General features: G+C 72.5%; 17 protein-coding genes and 1 pseudogene. 5 read left to right on the top strand and 13 right to left on the bottom strand.

The features are described 5' to 3' along the window. Positions 1-37 precede the first annotated feature (37 nt). From ABD990_RS21865 to ABD990_RS21810, 12 genes and pseudogenes are all read right to left on the bottom strand, one after another. The gene (locus tag ABD990_RS21865; protein WP_345382580.1) at positions 38-259 is read right to left on the bottom strand and encodes a hypothetical protein; all 222 of its coding nucleotides are present in this window, start codon (positions 257-259) and stop codon (positions 38-40) included. After that, positions 259-2,271 (bottom strand): hydantoinase B/oxoprolinase family protein, encoded by a 2,013-nt coding sequence (locus ABD990_RS21860; RefSeq protein ID WP_345382579.1) that lies wholly within the window; start codon positions 2,269-2,271, stop codon positions 259-261. The genes ABD990_RS21865 and ABD990_RS21860 overlap by 1 nt, the downstream gene beginning before the upstream one ends. Then, on the bottom strand, positions 2,268-4,439 hold the full coding sequence (locus tag ABD990_RS21855; RefSeq protein ID WP_345382578.1) for a hydantoinase/oxoprolinase family protein: 2,172 nt from the start codon (positions 4,437-4,439) through the stop codon (positions 2,268-2,270). The genes ABD990_RS21860 and ABD990_RS21855 overlap by 4 nt, the downstream gene beginning before the upstream one ends. A 32-nt stretch (positions 4,440-4,471) precedes the next feature. Beyond that, positions 4,472-5,806 carry an MFS transporter gene (locus ABD990_RS21850; protein ID WP_345382577.1) on the bottom strand — a complete coding sequence of 445 codons (1,335 nt, stop codon included), beginning with the start codon at positions 5,804-5,806 and terminating at the stop codon, positions 4,472-4,474. Next, positions 5,806-6,120 carry a uroporphyrinogen decarboxylase/cobalamine-independent methonine synthase family protein gene (locus tag ABD990_RS21845; protein WP_345382576.1) on the bottom strand — a complete coding sequence of 105 codons (315 nt, stop codon included), beginning with the start codon at positions 6,118-6,120 and terminating at the stop codon, positions 5,806-5,808. Before ABD990_RS21845 ends, ABD990_RS21850 begins: the two co-directional genes overlap by 1 nt. Further along, positions 6,006-6,410 (bottom strand): hypothetical protein, encoded by a 405-nt coding sequence (locus ABD990_RS21840; protein WP_345382575.1) that lies wholly within the window; start codon positions 6,408-6,410, stop codon positions 6,006-6,008. The genes ABD990_RS21845 and ABD990_RS21840 overlap by 115 nt, the downstream gene beginning before the upstream one ends. A gap of 454 nt (positions 6,411-6,864) precedes the next feature. Then, complete coding sequence (locus tag ABD990_RS21835; RefSeq protein WP_345382574.1) at positions 6,865-8,046, bottom strand: iron-containing alcohol dehydrogenase; 1,182 nt, start codon at positions 8,044-8,046, stop codon at positions 6,865-6,867. Between the two features lie 116 nt (positions 8,047-8,162). After that, on the bottom strand, positions 8,163-9,155 hold the full coding sequence (locus ABD990_RS21830) for an NADPH:quinone reductase (protein WP_345382573.1): 993 nt from the start codon (positions 9,153-9,155) through the stop codon (positions 8,163-8,165). A gap of 24 nt (positions 9,156-9,179) precedes the next feature. Then, positions 9,180-9,713 (bottom strand): MmyB family transcriptional regulator, encoded by a 534-nt coding sequence (locus tag ABD990_RS21825; protein ID WP_345382649.1) that lies wholly within the window; start codon positions 9,711-9,713, stop codon positions 9,180-9,182. Between the two features lie 12 nt (positions 9,714-9,725). Continuing rightward, positions 9,726-9,938, bottom strand: a pseudogene (locus ABD990_RS21820) (helix-turn-helix domain-containing protein); the annotation flags it as partial. 148 nt (positions 9,939-10,086) lie between these two features. Beyond that, entirely contained in the window at positions 10,087-11,244 is a 1,158-nt protein-coding gene (locus tag ABD990_RS21815; RefSeq protein ID WP_345382572.1) for an acyl-CoA dehydrogenase family protein, read from the bottom strand. Between the two features lie 15 nt (positions 11,245-11,259). Next, on the bottom strand, positions 11,260-12,852 hold the full coding sequence (locus tag ABD990_RS21810) for an AMP-binding protein (RefSeq protein ID WP_345382571.1): 1,593 nt from the start codon (positions 12,850-12,852) through the stop codon (positions 11,260-11,262). Between the two features lie 140 nt (positions 12,853-12,992). Between ABD990_RS21810 and ABD990_RS21805 the strand changes: the two genes are divergently transcribed. The 5 genes from ABD990_RS21805 to ABD990_RS21785 are packed head-to-tail and all read left to right on the top strand — an operon-like array spanning position 12,993 to position 17,477. Next, the gene (locus ABD990_RS21805; protein WP_345382570.1) at positions 12,993-14,171 is read left to right on the top strand and encodes a thiolase family protein; all 1,179 of its coding nucleotides are present in this window, start codon (positions 12,993-12,995) and stop codon (positions 14,169-14,171) included. A 2-nt stretch (positions 14,172-14,173) separates the two neighbouring features. Then, the gene (locus ABD990_RS21800) at positions 14,174-14,986 is read left to right on the top strand and encodes an enoyl-CoA hydratase/isomerase family protein (protein ID WP_345382569.1); all 813 of its coding nucleotides are present in this window, start codon (positions 14,174-14,176) and stop codon (positions 14,984-14,986) included. An 8-nt stretch (positions 14,987-14,994) separates the two neighbouring features. Then, complete coding sequence (locus ABD990_RS21795; RefSeq protein WP_345382568.1) at positions 14,995-15,780, top strand: SDR family NAD(P)-dependent oxidoreductase; 786 nt, start codon at positions 14,995-14,997, stop codon at positions 15,778-15,780. Next, complete coding sequence (locus ABD990_RS21790) at positions 15,777-16,901, top strand: CaiB/BaiF CoA transferase family protein (RefSeq protein ID WP_345382567.1); 1,125 nt, start codon at positions 15,777-15,779, stop codon at positions 16,899-16,901. Before ABD990_RS21795 ends, ABD990_RS21790 begins: the two co-directional genes overlap by 4 nt. Before the next feature lie 3 nt (positions 16,902-16,904). Beyond that, positions 16,905-17,477 (top strand): TetR/AcrR family transcriptional regulator, encoded by a 573-nt coding sequence (locus tag ABD990_RS21785; RefSeq protein WP_345382566.1) that lies wholly within the window; start codon positions 16,905-16,907, stop codon positions 17,475-17,477. Here ABD990_RS21785 and ABD990_RS21780 read toward each other — a convergent pair. Continuing rightward, positions 17,416-18,201, bottom strand: coding sequence for an enoyl-CoA hydratase/isomerase family protein (locus ABD990_RS21780; RefSeq protein WP_345382564.1), 786 nt, complete (start codon positions 18,199-18,201; stop codon positions 17,416-17,418). The two genes, ABD990_RS21785 and ABD990_RS21780, sit on opposite strands and share 62 nt — an antisense overlap. Positions 18,202-18,204: the final 3 nt, after the last annotated feature.

Below are 18,204 nucleotides of genomic sequence, written 5' to 3'. Positions count from 1 at the left end.
ACCGCGCGGCAGTCCGCCTCGCGGGTCACGTCCGCGATCACCGCCAGGGGCTCCCCGCCGACCTCCTTGACCAGGTCCACCGCCTCGTCGAGCCGGCGGCCACCGCGTCCACCAGCACCACGCGGGCTCCGGCCCGGGCGAGCAGCACCGCGGCGGCCCCTCCGTTGCCGATGCCGGAGGTCTGGGAACCCGCGCCGGTCACGATCGCCGTGCGGCCCTCGAGACCGTCCCCGGTGTGGGCGGGGCCGACCGGCGCCATCAGGCGTCCTCGGCGACCAAGACCTCGGTGCGCACCAGCGCACCGGTCTCCGGGTCCGCGAACTCGGCAAAGGTCACGCCCTCGCGCGGCGAGCACCACTGCCCCAGCTCGACGAGCCTCTCCGACGCAGGGCCCCGTCGCACCGCCAGACCGTCCTCGCGCGCCCAGCTCCGGCGCTCGGTGCGGATCCGGTCCCGCGCGGCGGCGGTCGCGGCCTCGTTGGCCACCCCGTCGGCGACGACCACGCCGTAGGACACCTCGGCGGCGTGCGTGGTCAGGATCCCCGCCCGGACGTCCGCGGCCACCAGCTCCGGCTCGCGCTCCAGCGGGTCGCCGTAGCCGCCGCCCCCGCCGGACCGCAGGGTCACGACGTCGCCGGGCAGCACGATCATGCCGAACTGCTTGCCCTGCAACGCCTGCGGCTCGGCGTCGAGCTCCGCGAGCGAGGCGGGGATCCGCCCCTCCGCCAGTGCCTTGTCCGCGCCCGCGCCGTTGGTGAGGGTGAACCGGCTCGACGTCCCCGGGTAGCCGCCGAAGGCCCCGTTCGGCGGGACCTGCCAGCAGGACAGCATGGTGTGCTCCTGCCCACCGGTCGTGTACCAGGGCGTCCAGGCCAGGTCCAGACCCGTGCCGCCGCGGTACTTCCCGGGCCCGCCGGAGTTCTGGTTCAGCCTGCGCCACAGGTAGAGGATCGGGTAGGCGAACTCGTTGATCTCGATGTCCGGCAGGCTGTTCTGCGGCTGCGCGAGGGCGCCGCCCACGTCCATGCCGTCGCCGATCGGCTGCGCACCGGCCCCGCCCGAGCCGCCGTTCATGTCCGGGAAGGGCACCAGGGCGCCGTTCTCGTCCGGGGCGTAGAAGAACCCGGCACACCACGAGTCCTGCCACGTCGCCATCACGTGGTCACGGATGAACGGGTCCGCGGCCTTCGCCTGGACCTCGCCGAGCAGCCGGGTGACGGCACGGCAGACCCGCAGCCCCGTCTCCAGGTGTCCGGACGACACCGGTGCCGGCATCTGGACGTCGCAGATGGTACCGGGCTTGGTGATCACCTCGATCGGGCGGAGCGTGCCCTGGTTGATCGGCAGGTCAGGGAACAGCGTCATGAGCAGCGGCGACGCTACGCAGCCCAAGGTGATCGCCGCGCTGCAGTTCACGAACCCGTCGGTCTGCGGTGCCGACTCGGTGAAGTCGAAGGTGAGCTTCTCGTCCTCCACCGTCATCGTGCACTTGACGGGGTAGATGTCGTTGGTGTGGCCGTTGTGCTCCTCGTACTCGACGGCCGTGTAGACCCCGTTCGGGAGCTCGGAGATCCGGCTGCGCACCGCCTGTGCCGCCAGGTCCTTGGCCACCTCGATGTACCGCTTGTAGGTGTCCAGGCCGTACTCGGCGACGAGGGCGTTGATCCGATCGTCGCACCGGTTGCACGCGGCGATGAAGCAGCGGATGTCGCCGAGCACGATGTCCGGCACCCGGATGTTGGTCTCGATGATTCGCCAGATGTCGTCGATGATCTTGCCCTGGGACACGATCTTGACGCCCGGCAGCCGCAGCGCCTCGCCGTAGGTCTCGGTCGCCATCGGGGCCATGGAGCCGGGGGCGAACCCGCCGAAGTCGTTGACGTGTGCCTCCGACCAGCACCAGGCCACGATCTCGTCGCCAATGAAGATCGGGCGGACCACGCCGACGTCGACCTGGTGGGCGTTGCCGGTGGTGAAGGGGTCGTTGCAGATGAACACGTCGCCGGGATGGATGTCCTCGCGCGGCGTGGTCTTGAGGATGTGCTTCACGGCCTGGCGCGCGGTGCCCATGTAGAGCGTGATGTAGCCCGCGTAGCAGACGATGTCGCCCTCGGCGTCGGAGATGAAGGTCGAGAAGTCGACCGCCTCGGCGATGACCGGGCTGCCCGAGGCGCGCATCATGACCACGCCCATCTCGTGGGCGATGTTCTGCAGGGCCTTCGAGAAGATCTCGATCGTCACCGGGTCGTCGGCGAGCTCGGCGGTGGTCACTGGGAGGCTCCCTCGGTGGTCGGTGCCGTGCTCGATGCCGTGCTCGATGCCGTGCTCGATGCCGTGCTCGGTGCCGTGCTCGATGCCGTGTCGGTCAGCACGTAGTTGCTCCACTCGTCGACCCGCAGCCGCCAGCCCGGCGGGACCTGGATCGTGGTCAAGGGGTGATCGACGACGGCGGGGCCTGCGATCTCACTGCCCGCCGGGGCGGCGACGGCGTCGTAGACCTTCAGCTCGGTCTCCTCGCCCACCAGCGGGAGGAAGACCGTGCGGCTGCCGATCGGCTCGACGGCGGGAGGGGTCGCAGGCAGCTCGGCGGGCTTGGGCTCGAGCGCCGCCACCTTCCCGGTCGCGGTGACCCGGATGGACATCAGGACGATCGGTGCGCCCGTCCAGGCCGTGCCGCTGCCGTACTCGGCCTCGTAGAGCGCCGGGAACTCGGCCTGTGCCGCCTCGAGATCGGCCTCGGTCAGGTCCGCCTTGCGCGGGATGCGGACGGGCAGCTCCCACTGCTGGCCCAGGTACTTGAACTCGCCCTCCCACTCGACCTCGATCTGGTCGTCGGCGTGGCCCGCCGCCTTCAGCGCCCCGACGAGCCGGCCGTCCAGCTCGCGCAGCCCGGCTGCCACGTGGGAGACGTCGCCGCCCGCCCATGCTGCCGACCGGGCCTGGGTGCGCACGTCGTCGGAGTTGAGCAGGCCGTAGGCGGAGAACACCGCCGCGCCGGCGGGGATGACGACGGTCTTGATCCCCGCGGTGCGGGCGATGTCGGCGCCGAAGATCCCCAGCGCGCCACCGTAGGCGACCATCGCGAAGGTCCGCGGGTCGTGGCCGCGCTCGACGGTCACGGTGCGGACCGCGTTGCTCATGTTCGCCGTGACCATGCGGTAGATCGCCGCCGCGCCGCGAACGGCGTCCACCCCGAGGGGCTTCGCGACCTCGCGCTCGATGGCCTCGCGGGCGGGCTCGACCGACAGCTCGCGGCGCCCGCCCAGGAAGGCCTTCGGGTCGAGGAAACCCAGGACCGCGGACGCATCGGTGACCGTCGGCAGGCTACCGCCCTTGCCGTAGCAGACCGGGCCGGGCTCGGCGCCGGCGCTGTGCGGGCCCACCTGCGGGATGCCTCGTGCGTCGATCCAGGCGATGGAGCCGCCGCCCGCACCGATGGGCAGGACGTCGATCTTGGACAGCGCGGTGAGGAACTGGTCGCGCAGCATCACGCGCTCGGTGACCAGCGGCTTGGTGCCCTGCAGGACGGAGACGTCGAACGAGGTGCCGCCCATGTCCGCGGTGACGACGTCGGTGATGCCCAGCCGCCGGGCCAGCGCCTGGGATCCGATGACGCCGCCCGCCGGACCGGAGTCGATCAGCGTGATGGGCTTGTCGCGGGCCTCCTCGGCGGACAGCGTGCCCCCGAAGCCCTGCATGAACGCCACCGGAACCCGTAGCCCGCGGTCGGCGAGCTCGCGTTCGATGCGGCCGGTGTACTCGGCCACCCGCAGCCCGGTGAAGGCGTTGAGGACCGTGGTCATGGTGCGCTCGTACTCGCGGATCACCGGGTGCAGCCGCGACGCCACGCTCACGAAGATCTCGGGATGCTCCTTCTCGACGATCGAGGCCAGCATCTCCTCGTGCGCGGGCTCGAGGAACCCCCACAACAGCGAGATCGCGATCGCCTCGACGCCCGAGCCCACCAGCTCGTCGACGGCCCCGCGGGCCTCGGTCTCGGTCAGCGGGACGACCCTGCTGCCCTTCTTGTCGATCCGCTCGGTCACCTCGACCACTCGCTCCCGCGGGACGATCTGCGGGAGGTTGAGCTGCTTGTGGTGGTCGCGGTGGGCGTTGCGCGCCGACCGGGCGATCAGCAGGCTGTCGCCGAAGCCCTTGGTCGTGAGCAGACCGACCTTCGCCCCGCGCAGCTCCGCGACGGAGTTGGTGACCACGGTCGTGCCGTTGACGAACCGGGTCGTGTGCGCGAGCACGTCGGACAGGTCGGACCCGATCCGGCCGGCCAGGTTCTGCAGGGCGGCCAGCAGGCCGATCGACAGGTCGTGCGGGGTCGTGTCGGACTTGTCGGAGTAGACCGTGCCGGTGCCGTCGACGGCGGTGACGTCGGTGAACGTGCCACCGATGTCGCAGCCGATCTGGTACTCCACCAGGGGACTCACGTCGTCATGGTCCTTTCAGGGGTCGGATCGGATCAGGTCGTGCGGAGGTCGGCCCACGCGGTCTCGCGGACACCGAACGTGACGGCGCCGCTGACGAGCGCGACGGCGAGCAGGTACCAGGCGGGGGCCGTCGCGCTGCCCGTCGCGGTCACCAGCAGCGTCGAGATCAGCGGCGCGGTGCCGCTGAAGACCGCGGTCACCAGCGCGTGCGGGAAGGCCATCGCGGTCGTCCGGTTCCGGGCGGGGAACAGCTCGGCGAACAGCGACGGGCACACGCCCAGCCCGATGCCGACGGGGATCCAGAGCAGCAGCTGCCCGGCGAGCGCGGGCCAGAAGCCGCCCGCCGCCAGCAGCAGGTAGCCCGGGAAGGCGAGCACGGCCAGCGACGCCGCCGCCGCGATCATGAGTGGCTTGCGCCCGAACCGGTCGGACAGGTGCCCGGCCGCGAGGACGAAGAAGGCCCCGACGACCGTCGCGACCAGGGCCGAGCCATAGGCGACCGCGGGGGTCTGCTTCACCACGACCAGCAGGTACGAGAGCACGAAGCCGAGCACCGTGTAGGAGCCGACCGCGATGGCGATCCCGATGCCGAAGACCTGCAGCATGGGCTTGATCGGCCTGCTGGGCGGTGTCGAGACCGCCGTCCCGGCCGCGGCCACGAGCTCGGCCTCCGCCTTCATCGCCTGGAACACCGGCGACTCGGTCGCCCGCCGGCGCAGGTACCGGCCGATCAGCAGCAGCGGCAGGCTCAGCAGGAAGGTGAGCCGCCACCAACCGTCGACGACGCCCTGGGGTGAGACCACGGCGTTGAGCAGGACGACGACGCCGAGGCCGAGCGCGAACCCGAGCGCCGCGGTGACGTAGGTGATCGAGCCGTACAGCCCGCGCCGCCGCGGCCCGGCGATCTCGACCAGGTAGGTCGTGGCCGTGGCGAACTCGCCGCCGATCGCCAGCCCCTGCGCGACCCGGAGCAGCACCAACAGAATCGGGGCCGCGACGCCGATGGCGGCGTAGGTCGGCAGCAGGCCCATCCCGAGCGTCGCCACGCCCATCAGCACGATGATCACGACCAGGCCGGACCGGCGGCCCTGATGGTCGGCCAGCCGACCGAAGACCAGCGCCCCGACGGGCCGGGCGACATAGCCGACGGCGAACACGGACAGGCTCGCCAGCAGGCTCGCCGAGGCACTCGCGGACGGGAAGAACAGCGGCCCGAGGACGCTCGCGAGCGTCGCGTAGACCGCGAAGTCGTACCACTCCAGCAGGTTGCCGATCGCGATCGCGCTGATCGCCCGGCGGCGGCCCGCGGCGGTGGGCAGTTCGACGACCTGGACCTCGGGCTCGGCACTCTCGGCGGGGACGGTCATCATGGGGCTCCTTCGGTGGGGGTCACGCCGGGATCTCGGCGGAGCATCTCCGCCGCCCTGGTCATCGCGGCGAGCTTCCCCCTGGCCATGGCCCGCGGGAAGCTGAACATGCCGCAGTCGGTGGTGAGGTGGATCCGCGCGGGCTCGACGAACTCCAGCGCCTTCCGCACGCCCGCGACGATCTGCTCGGGGGTCTCCATCACCATGCGCTTGATGTCGGCGACCCCGATCCCGATCCGCTTGTCGCTGGGGTACTCCTTCCACCATCGCAGCTGTCCTCGGGGAACCCGGTCTCGGCGAGGGCGTACTCGCACGCGTCGACCTCGAGGTCCTTGGCCACCATCTCGGCGAACAGCCCGGAGGGCGTGGAGCCCACCGGGACGCCCGCGGTGAGGTGGCAGATGTGGTAGAGCGCCTTCCGGTCCTGGTAGTGCTGGTCGACGAGCCACGCGGCGATCGTGGCCGGGCCCATGCCGCTGACGAACTTGACCGTCTTCGGGCTGACGGACTGCGCGACGCGGTACAGATCGGCGGCGCGGAAGGTGCCGCGCCCGATCGGCCCGGTCACGCGGACGGCGTTGGTGGTGTCGCCGTGGGTGGCCATCAGCCCGTCGTCGTAGGCCGGATGATCGGTAGACCTCGGGGTCCATCGTGATGCCGTCGAGGTGCTGCGCAGGGTAGTGCAGGAACGAGGTGTTGAAGCCCTGGTGCGGGTCCCACCACAGGTGCCCGTCGGTGGGGACGTCGAGGCCGACCTGGAGCTGGTCGCCGATCACGGCGCGGGTGGCATCGAGGTACTGCCCGGCGTAGTCGGCGTGTCGCATCGCAGCGCGGAAGTCGCGCTCGCCCAGCTCGAGCCGGAACCAGCCGGGCCGGGGGTAGGAACCGGTCTGGGTGGTGGGGAACAGACACCCCACCAGGTCGCTGAGGTTCTGTGTGGACGGACGCGGCATGGTCGACCTCTCTGTCGGCTCAAGTCGGCTCGGTCGGTGGTGCGGCTCGATCAGCGGTGGCGCTGTCGGCGGGGGGCTGTCGGCGGTGCGGCTCGGACTGCGAGGTCACCAGGCCGCGCGGAGCAGTGCCAGGACGTCCTCGCGGGTCACCTCGCGGGGGCAGGCGGCCACGGCGGCGTCGCCCATCACGTGGTCGGCGATCTTCTCCAGGGCGTCGGGGGTGCCGTCCGCCGCGGAGATCCGGTCCGGGACCCCCAGCCTGGTCACGAGGTCACGCACCGCGGCGATGGCGGCGTCGGCGGCCGACCGGTCCGTGAGGTCGCGGGTGTCGACACCCATCGCCTCTGCCACGAGCCGCAGCCGCGGCAGGGTCTGCTCCCGGGTGAACTCCATGACCAGCGGCAGCATGACCGCCGACGTGATGCCGTGGATCATGTCGAACTCGGCGGCGAGCTGGTGCCCGATGCCGTGTGAGAGCCCCACACCGACGTTCGTCAGCCCGAAGATCGACAGCCAGGTGCCGAGGAGACAGTCCGTGCGCGCCTGCTCGTTGTGCGGGTCCGCCGCGCTCGCGGCCAGGTTGTCGGTGAGCAGGCGGAGCGCGCCGGCCCCGAGGGCGTCCGTCATCGGCATGTGTCGGGCGGACAGGATCCCCTCGACGGCGTGGTCGACGGCTCGCATCCCCGAGGCCGCCCACAGCCAGTCGGGGGTTCCGGCGGTGACCCACGGGTCGAGGACGACGGCGCGGGGCTGCAGCTTCGGGCTGGTGTAGGCGTCCTTCGAGCGTGTCGCGTCGTCGGTGACCCCGCACAGGCCGGTGTGCTCACCGCCCGACAGCGTCGTGGGCACGGCGACGTGCGGCACGATGTCGCCCTCGATCGGCGGCACCTCGTAGGTGCTCGGGTAGGTGAAGCGCACCCGGTACCGCTCGAAGTCGGCGGGCTCGGCGATGCCGGTGCCGAGTGCCAGCGCGACGGCCTTGCCGCAGTCGATCGGGGTGCCGCCGCCCAGGCTGAGCACGCAGTCCGCCCGGTTCTCCCGGGCGACCTGCACCGCCTCCAGCACCGAGGTGCGGGGCACGTGCTGCCGGGTCCGCGAGTAGACCCCGACGACGGTGGCGCCGAGTCGTTCGTGCAGCGCGGCCTCGACCGGTCCCCCGGCGAGCGAGCCGGACAGGACCACCATGACGCGGCTGCCGCCGACCCGCTCGACCTGCGCGGCGATCTGGTCGAACGCGCCGGGGCCGTAGGTGACGGTGTCGACGGGCGGGACGAGGAAGGACCTCATGGGACTCCTGTCGGCGGTGGCAGGGGTGGTTGGTGGTCTGCGGTGTCTGATCGACTCTGGTCGATGGGTGGGCCGGGGGGAAGCCGGCGCTGATAGTGGTGGTCGGACCACCACCGTCAGGCGGGGACCACCTCGACGACGACGTTGCCGCCACCCGTCCCGGACTCCACGGCGTCGTGCGCCGCGGCGACCTCGGCGAGCGGGAAACGCCGCCCGACGCGCATCGCGATCGACCCGTCGGCGAGCCACCGGTTCAGGTCGTCCGCGGCCTGGCGATGGGCGGTGTAGGGCAGGTTGTAGAGCAGTTCGAAGTGCACGGTCACACTGGCGTTCATCAGCCGCCACACGGGCACGACGGGCTTGTGCCCGGAGTCGGTGCCGTAGACCGCGATCGCGCCGTTGACCGCCACGCAGCGGGCGTCGGTCTCGATGTTCGCGGCCAGGTCGACCTCGACGATCCGGTCGACGCCGCGCCCGTCGGTAGCGTCCAGGGCCGCGGCGGCGACGTCGTCGCGCCGGTGGTCGAGGACGAGCGCGCAGCCCGCGGCGCGGGCGATCTCGCGGTTCTCCTCCCGGCCCACCGTGCCGATCACGGTGGCCCCGGCGGCCACGGCCTGCTGCACGGCGGCGTGCCCGACCGCGCCCGCGGCTCCGGCGACCAGCACCGTCGTGCCCTTGATCGATCCGTCCCGGAAGAGGCAGCGGTGGGCGGTGCGGCCCGGGATGCTGACGCACGCGCCCTCGACGAACCCGACGGCGTCCGGGAGGGGTTCGGCGTTGCGGTCCGGCACGCAGACGTACTCGGCGGCGGTGCCGATCGGCCTGCCGACGCGGGTGTCGTAGAGCCAGACGCGGCGGCCGATGCGGGCGGGGTCCACCCCGGGGCCGACGGCGTCGATCACGCCGGCGCCGTCGTCGTGCGGGACCTGGCGGGGGAAGTCCATCCGTAGCCCGGCCCAGCCGCGGCGGCGTTTGACGTCCGCCGGGTTGACCCCGGAGGTGTGGACCCGGACGCGGACCTCTCCGGGGCCCGGTTCGGGATCGGGGAGCTCGCCGTGGACCAGCACCTCTGCGGCCGGTCCGGTGCGGTCGTACCAGGTGGCTCTCATACCGTCCTCGAATCCAGGATTTCCTCAGCTCGGACAGGGCAGGAAGGTGTGCATCCGCAGGCTCGCCCCGTGGTCGACGGTCGTGGCCACGAAGTCGAACCGCAGCGGGCCCAGGACGTCGTGGCGATAGGCGATGGAGCCTGCGGAGCGGCGGTGCACCTCGCGCAGCGGCCACAGGGCACGGAACAACGCGCTGTCCCGCAACAGGTCCTCGACCTGCGCCTCGAACTCCGGGTCCCCGATCAGCAGGGCGGTGTCCGCCCGGAACTGCGCGACGTGCAAGTGGGCACTGCGGACAGGGTCGACGAACCGCAGCGGAGCATGGCGGCCCAGCAGCGCGAACCGCAGCGCGTTGCGGTCCTCGACCGGCACCTCGTCGAGCGGGGTGCCGAACAGGGCGGCGGCCGCCTCGTTCCAGTCCACGATGTTCCAGCGGCGGTCCACCAGGTAGGCGGGGGCGTCGGGGAGCTGGTGGATCATGCGCCGCAGGGCCCGGTCCTCGGCCGAGTCGGGACACGGCCCCGGGTCCGGCGGCGGGTGCCCGGCCAGCGCGAACACGTGGTCGCGTTCCTCCGCGGTCAGCCGCAGCACGTCGGCCACCGCGGCCAGGACCTGCTCGGAGACCTGCATCTGCCTGCCCTGCTCGAGCCAGGAGTACCAGCTGCAGCTGATCGCGGCGAGCTGTGCCACCTCCTCGCGCAGCAGGCCGGGCGCGCGCCGGCGCGCGCCGACCGCGAGGCCGTGCTCCGCGGGCTTGACGCGTTCGCGCGCGGCCCGCAGGAAGCCCGCGAGCTCGCGGCGGCGCGCCTCGGCCCGCTGCTCGCGGGCCGTCCGTCCGTGCCGTCCGTGCCGTCCGTGCCGTCCGTGCTGTCCGTGCTGTCCGTGCTGCCGTCACCGGTGCCGTCACGCTCTCTCCGATTGTCAGAGCCCGTCAGGCGCCGACGGCGTCCCGACCGAGGACGTCGCGGGCGATGATGATCTTCTGGATCTGCGGGGTGCCGTCCCCGATCTGGTAGCCGGAGACGTCGCGCAGGAGCGACTGCAGCGGCATCTCGTCCGACCAGCCGACCTGGCCGTGGAGCACGACGGCCTCCTGGATCGCGGCGAACGCGACCCGCGGGGCCCACCACTTGAGCATCGCGGCCTGGGTGGTGTGCGGGAGATCGGCCATCCGCAGCCCGATCGTCTGGTATGCCAGAGCCCGCACCGCCGCGAGGTAGGTGGTGTGCTCGGCGATCGGGAAGGACACGCCCTGGTTGGCGGCCAACGGACGGCCGAACGTGGTGCGTTCCTTCGCGTACGCCGCCACCATGTCCAGCGCCCGCTGCACGGAGCCGACGCAGGTCAGTGCGATCAGCGTCCGGCTGAGATCGAACTCGGCCATGATCTGGCCGAAGCCCTTCCCAGGCTCGGCGAGCACCCGCTCGTCGGGCACGAAGGTGTCGTCCATGGTGACCGAGCCGCGGCCGAGCGGCTTGAAGCCGGGGTCGGCGAAGCTCTGCGAGCCAACCGTCTCGTCCGCGCACTCGACGAGGAAGCAGCCGATCCCCCGGGCCTTGAGGGCGGGATCGGTCTGGGCGAGCACGATGGCGATGTCCGCGTGCGGGGCCTGGGTGACGGAGGTCTTCTCCCCGTTCAGGATCCAGCCGCCGTCGACCCGCACAGCCCTGGTTCGGATGCCGGACGCATCCGAGCCCGCGCCGGGCTCGGTCACCGCCCAGCAGCCGAGCGCGTCCCCGGCCGCCACCCTCGGCGACCAGCGCCGGACCGCCTCGGACTCCTGCTCGGCCAGCAGCGTGACCAGGCTGTTGGTGCTGAAGAGGATGTAGGCCATGTTGGGGTCGGCGTAGGCGACCTCCTCGCAGGCCACGGCCAGCGCGAGCAGGTCGGCGCCCTGGCCGCCGCGCTCCTCGGCGAGGGTCAGGTCCGTCAGACCGGCCTCCGCCAGCTTCTTCAGCTCCTGGTAGGGGAACTCCGTGCGCGCGGCCCGCGCGTGATACCCGTCCAGGAACTCCCGCCGGGACAGGTCGCGGACCGAGTCCCGAAAGGCGATGTGGTCGGAGTCGAGGACGAAAGCGTTGTCGGACAACGGGATTCCTTCGGTTCAGTGGACGCGACGGTCCTGGCCTGCCCAGTGGGCGGCGCGCAGCGCCTTCTTGTCGATCTTGCCGACGCCGGTGGTGGGGAGCTCGGGGACGACCTCCACCCGCTTCGGCGCCTGGTGGGCGCCCTTGCGGTCCTTGACCAGTGCCATGAGCGCGGTGGGGTCGATCTCCGCACCGGGCCGGGCGACCACGAACGCGGTCACGGACTCGCCCCACTTCTCGTCCGGCAGGCCGATCACTGCGGCCTCCCACACGGAGTCGTGTCCGGTGAGGACGTCCTCGACCTCCCTGGGGTACACGTTGAACCCGCCGGTGACGATCATGTCCTTCTTGCGGTCGACGATGTGCAGGAAACCGCCGGGGTCCCGCACACCCATGTCGCCGGTGCGCAGCCAGCCGCCGCGCAGCGTGTCGGCGGTCTCCTGCTCGCGCTTCCAGTAGCCGTTCATCACCACGCGGGAGCGCACGCTGATCTCGCCGACCTCGCCGTCCGGGATTGGAGCTCCGTCGTCGTCGAGGATCTCGAGGCGGATGCCCGCCGCCGCTCGCCCGCAGGAGGTGAGCAGGTCCGGCCGGTTGACCGGGTCGTGCTCGTCCTTGCGCAGGCTGGTGGTCATGCCGATGCACTCGGTCTGGCCGTACACCTGCATCATCACCGGGCCGAAGGCCTCGTGGGCCTCCAACAGCCGTGACGGCGTCATCGGGGCGGCGCCGTAGCAGAGCGTCTCCAGCGACGAGGTGTCCCGCGCGGCCGGATCGGCCTTGTCCAGCATCGTGTAGAGCATCGTCGGGACGACGAAGGCGTAGTTGACCCGCTCGGTCTCCAGCGCGCCCAGCCACCTGTCCGGGTCGAAGCCCTGCTGCAGGACGACGGTCCCGCCGCGGGCGAGCACCGGGACCACCGGCAGCACCGCGGCGTGGGTGATCGGCGAGGAGGCCAGGTAGATCGGCGACTCGGGCAGCCCCCAGGACGCGGTGAGGGTCTGGACCTCCTGGACGAGCGCGCGGTGCGAGAGCATCGCGCCCTTCGGCCGCCCGGTCGTGCCGCCGGTGTACTGCAGCCAGGCGGTGGTGTCCTCGGCGACCTCGGGTGCCCGCAGCCGGTGCGAACCCGCTGCGGCACAGAGGGTGAGCAGATCGGGCCCGGCCTCCGACGGCCCGATGCTCAGCACGTGCTTCACCGAGCCCGCGCGCTCGGCGACCTGCACCGCCGTGCCCGCGAAGGACGGGTGGACGACGAGCACCTCGATCTCCGCGTCCTCACAGAGGAAGACGTGGTCGTCGACCGAGCCCATCGGGTGCAGGCCGGTGTAGCGGGCGCCGGTGAGGAAGGTCGCGGCCTGGACCACGAACACCTCGGGCGCGTTGGGGCTGAGCACACCGACGCCGCGGCCCGCGCGGATGCCGTGGTCGGCGAGCACCCGCTGGGTGCGTCCGACCAGGTCGGCGGCCTCGGCGTAGGTCATGCGGCGCTCGTCGAGCACGAACGCGTCCCGCGTGGAGTAGCGGGTGAGGGCCTCGACGACCACGTCGCCGTAGGACGGTCCCAGGGCGTACGGCGGGACAGCTGAAGAGCTGGATTCGGGAGCCACGTCGCTCTCCCCTCTCCGCGCTGCGCCCTGCGGCGCGCGCTCCGGATCGGTGTCGCCGGCAATCTTGACTTATCAGTTAGTATTCTGCAAGCCTCGATCCGGAGACAGTCACCGTGGACGGAAGGCACGCCGTGCGAGACGTGAGCATCACCGGCGTCGGGATCACCGGGTTCGGCAAGTTCCCCGACACCTCACTACGCCACCTGGGCACCACCGCGATCGACGAGGCGTTGGCCGACGCCGGGCTGAGCCCCGGCGGCGTCGACTTGGTCGTGCACGCCAACGCCGTGGCCGGCCTGCTGACCGGTCAGGAGATGACCCGCGGGCAGGTCGTCGCCTCCGGGACGGAGCTGGTCGGCAAGCCCCTGGTCAACGTGGAGAACGCCTGCGCGGGCAGTTCCACCGCCGTGCACCTCGCACTGATGGCGATCCGCTCCGGCACGTACGGCACCGTGCTGGTCGTCGGGACGGAGAAAATGAGCGGCAAGGGCACCCGGGCCGCGCTCGACGCCCTGACCACCGCCGCGGACGTCGACCGCATCGAGGAGTTCAACCGGGAGCTGACCGGCCGCGACGGACCCGCCGACTCCTTCTTCATGGAGGTCTACGCCAAGACCTGCGCGGACTACATGGCCCGCTCCGGCGCCACCGCCGCGGACTTCGCCGAGGTCGCCGCGAAGAACTCCCTGCACGGCTCGCTCAACCCCAAGGCCCAGTACCGCACCGCCCGGACTGCAGACGAGATCCTCTCCAGCCGGACCGTCGCGGGGCCGCTGACCATGCTGATGTGCTCCCCCATCGCCGACGGTGCGGCCGCACTGGTCCTGCAGGCATCCGATGCCGTCGCCGACCCGTCGGCCGCGGTCCGCGTGCGGGCGTCGGCGCTGCGCTCGGGGATCCCCGGCGGCGCGGACCCGGTGCTCGAGGAGCGGACGATCGCCGCTGCCTATGCCGAAGCGGGCCTGGGCCCCGAGGACTTGGACGTCGTCGAGGTGCACGACGCGGCCTCCCCCAACGAGCTGATCGTGACCGAGGAGCTCGGCCTCTGCGGACCGGGCGAGGGCGCCAAGTTGCTGCACTCCGGCGCGACCCGACTCGGCGGGCGCGTGCCGGTCAACCCGAGCGGCGGACTCGTCTCGCGCGGCCACCCGGTCGGCGCGACGGGCGCGGCCCAGCTGGTCGAGCTGACCACCCAGCTGCGCGGCCGGGCGGGTGAACGCCAGGTCGCGGACGCCCGCGTCGGGCTCGCCGAGAACGCGGGCGGCTACACCCATCCCGAGGGCGCGGCGTGCGTCGTCACGATCCTCAGCAAGGACTGACCATGACCTCGACCCTGACCGCTGCAGTGGTCCAGGAGCGCCGCGGCGCGGCGCTGTGGTTGCGACTCAACCGCCCCGAGGTGTTCAACGGGCTCAACCAGGAGGTGCTCGACGGGCTCGCCGCCGGCCTCGACGCCGCCGAGGCCGATCCCGAGGTCCGGGTCCTGGTGATCGCCGCCGAGGGCAAGGCCTTCTGCGCGGGCGCCGACCTGCGCTACGCCCGGTCCCTCGCCGACGAGCCGGTCCCGGACGGGGCCGCCAGCGCCACGAACGCCTTCCTGCATCGCGTCCGCGTGGTGCTCGACCGGATCGAGTCCTTCCGCAAGCCGGTGGTCGCCGCCGTCAACGGCGTGGCGATCGGCGGCGGCCTCGAGCTCGTCCTGGTCTGCGACCTGGCCGTGGCCTCCCGCGGCGCGAAGCTGGGCGACGGGCACGCCGTCTACGGGCAGATCCCCGGCGGGGGTGCATCGGTCCGGCTGGTCCGCAGGCTCGGTCTCTCGACCGCGAAGCACCTCATGTTCACCGGCGAGCTGTACCCGGCGGAGCGCTACCTCGGCACCGACCTGGTGGTCGACGTCGTGGATCCTGACGAGCTGGTCCCCGCCGTCGACCGGCTGGTCGACGTGATCGCGCAGCGCAGCCCCGTCGGTCTCGCCGCGATGAAGCGGCTGGCCAACGCGGCGGAGGACACCCCGCTGCCGGTCGCGGTGACCCGCGAGCTGGAGGCCTCGGCCCTGCACGAGCGCTCGGCGGACTGGCGCGAGGGCATCAGCGCCTTCGCCGACAAGCGCACCCCTCACTACCCCGGCAAGTAGGAGACCCGATGAACGTTCTGGACATGACCGGGCGCGTGGCCCTGGTGACCGGCGCAGGCCAAGGCGTCGGGCGGCAGGTGGCGCTGCACGTCGCGGCCCACGGCGGCGCCGTCGTGGTGAACGACTACCACGCCGACCGCGCCGAAGCGGTGGCCGCGGAGATCACCGAGCAGGGCGGCCGGGCCGTCGGGCTGCGGTGCGACGTGACCGATCTCGACGACGTCACCGCGATGGTCGCGCGCGGCACCGAGGCGCTCGGGCCGATCGACGTGCTGGTCAACAACGCGGGCAACGCCGGTCCGGCCGAGGATCCGCTGGCCCACACCCCGCCGTTCTGGGAGACGGGGCCCAAGGACTGGGAGCCGTGGATCGCGACGAACTTCTACGGGGTGCTCCATTCGAGTCGGGCGGTCCTGCCCGGGATGGTCGAGCGCGCCTACGGCCGGATCGTCTCGGTCATCTCCGACGCCGGCCGCACCGGCGAGCCGAACCTCGCGGTCTACGGCGGCGCGAAGGCAGGCGCGGCGGGTTTCTCGCGAGGGCTCGCGAAGTCGGTCGGGCGGCACGGCATCACGGTCAACTGCGTGGCGCTGTCCACCATCAACACGCCCGGCATCGCCCCGGCGATCGCCGATCCCGAGGTGGCCCGGAAGGCGTTGCGCGGCTATGTGATCAGGCGGTTCGGTGAGCCGACGGACGCGGCCAACGCGGTGCTGTTCCTGGCCTCGGACGCCGCGCAGTGGGTGACCGGGCAGACCTACCCGGTCAACGGCGGCTACGCGATCACGCCGTGAGCGCGCTCCCGCTGACGGGCTACCGGGTCGTGAGCCTCGCCGAGCAGTACCCCGGGCCCTTCGCCACGCTGATCCTCGGCGACCTCGGCGCGGACGTCGTGCAGGTCGAGCGCCCCCAGGGCGGCGACCCCTCACGGATCTTCCCGGGCCACCACGCCGCCCTCAACCGCGGCAAGCGCTCGGTGGCCCTGGACCTCAAGACCCCGGAGGGCCTGGCCGCCTGCCGGGCCCTGGTCGCTCGTGCGGACGTCCTCCTCGAGGGGTTCCGGCCCGGCGTGCTCGCGCGGTTGGGGCTCGACCCGGCCGACCTCTCCGCGGAGAACCCCGGCCTGGTCGTGGTCTCGGTGTCCGGCTTCGGCCAGGACGGCCCCTACCGTGACCGGCCCGCGCACGACCTGTCCTTCCAGGCCGTCGCGGGCCTGCTCGACCCCGACGCACCCGTGGTCCCGCCTGCCGCCCTGGCGGACGTGGCCGCGGGGCTGTTCGCCGCGGTAGCCGCCCTGACCGGGCTGGCCGGGCGGGTCCACAGCGGTAGGGGCGGGCACTACGACGTCGGCATGTTCGACGCGCTGGTGTCCTTCGTCGTGACCCGGCTCGTGCCCGCCGCGAACGGGATGCCGCCGGACAGCCTCGGCCAGGACCCCGGCTACGGCCTGTTCGCGACGGCGGACGGGCGGTGGGTCTCGTTCTCGATCGCCTTCGAGGACCATTTCTGGCGCGCCCTGTGCGTGGCTCTCGACCTCGCTGCCCTCGCCGAGGTCCGGGGGCCCGAGCGGGCCGTTCGGCGGGACGAGATCCGCGGGGTCCTCGCGGAGCGGATCGCCGCCGAGCCGTTGGCGCACTGGGAGAAGATCCTGCCAGCGGCCGGGGTCGCCTACGGCGCGGTGCAGGACCTGGCGGGGCTGGTCGACGATCCGCACCTGCAGGCGCGCGGCCTTCTGCAGAGCGTCGGCGAGCACCGGTACCTGCGGCAGCCGCTCGTCGTCGACGGCGACGCGCCCGGCCCGCGGACCGCCGTCCCCGCCCTCGGCGAACACACCGAGGACGTGCTCCGCGAGGCCGGGGTGGCGGACGAGACGGTGGCCGCGGTGCTCGCCGCTGAACTGACCAGGCAGTATTAGCCCATGGCACGGGAACGGGCGACGGACACCACCGCACTGGTCGCCGCGGCCGCCGAGGCCTTCCGCCGCAAGGGCTATCGCAACGCCACGATCGACGACATCGCCGAGGCGGCCGGGATCTCGCGGCCCACCGTCTACAAGTACACCCGCAGCAAGCAGCACCTGCTCGACCTCATGGTCGACGAGGTCACCGGGGACCTGGGCAGGCGGCTCAAGGAGGTCCTGGAGAGCGGCGAGCCCCCGCAGACGCGGCTGCGGGAGATGATCTGGGCGCACATCGAGGCCGCCTCGGCGAACCGCACCTTCTACGCCATCGTGTTCAGCGAGGAGGTCGAGCTCTCCGAGCAGGGGCGGGCCACTTTCCGCTCCTGGGCGCACGGCCGCACACAGGACTTCCGCCTCCTGCTCGACGAGTGCCTCCCGGCGGGCAGCGGGGTGGACACCACCATCGCCGCCAACCTGGTCCTGTCGATGCTGGCGACCCTCTACCGCTGGTACGACCCCGCCGGGCCGGTCAAGCCCGAGGTGCTGTCCGACCAGATCGAGAAGCTGCTCGGGGCATTGTTCGCGCGCTGAGCATCTCCCGCACGCACTCCACCTGGCCCTGGGCCGCGAGGTCCAGGCTCCGTGCCGGGTCCGGCTCGCGCGTCGCCCGCTTCGCCCAGCTCAGGGCGGCGCGGGGGGCCGCGGCGAGCCGTTCGGCGTAGGCCACGGCCTCGGCGAGGACCTCGGCGGCCGGGACGGCTCTCAGCGCGAGCCCCAGGGACACGGCCTCGGTGCCGCCGAACCGCCGTGCGGTCAGGATCAGGTCGAGCGCCCGCTCGAGGCCGACGAGGGCGGGCAGGTCCACGGTGGCGCCGAGGTCCGGCACGGCGCCCAGCCCCACCTCCGCGACGGCGAGCGTGGCGTCCTCCGCCACGACGCGGACGTCGCAGGCCAGGGCGAGCTGGATGCCGGCTCCGACGGCGGTCCCCCGCACCGCGGCGACGACCGGGAACGGGGCCGCGCGAATCCAGCCGAAGGCCGCCTGGGCGTCGCGGACCAGCGCGGTGGCCTCGGGGGCCGCGGCGACGGTGTGCAGGAACCCGCCCGGCTGCAGCTCGGCGAGATCGAGCCCGGAGCTGAACGAGGGCCCCTCCCCCGTCAGCACCGCGGCCCGCACGTCCGGGTCGGCGGACAGCTCCGCGCCCGTCTCCCGCAGCGCCGCCCACATCGCGGGGTTCTGCGCGTTGTGCCGGTCCGGGCGGTTCAGCACGATCCGGGCCACCGCGCCCGACCGTTCGACGCGGACGGTGCTCATCCC

The organism is Pseudonocardia yuanmonensis (assembly GCF_039542425.1).
Lineage (GTDB): Bacteria > Actinomycetota > Actinomycetes > Mycobacteriales > Pseudonocardiaceae > Pseudonocardia > Pseudonocardia yuanmonensis.
This window is presented reverse-complemented; position numbering and strand designations above follow the sequence as displayed.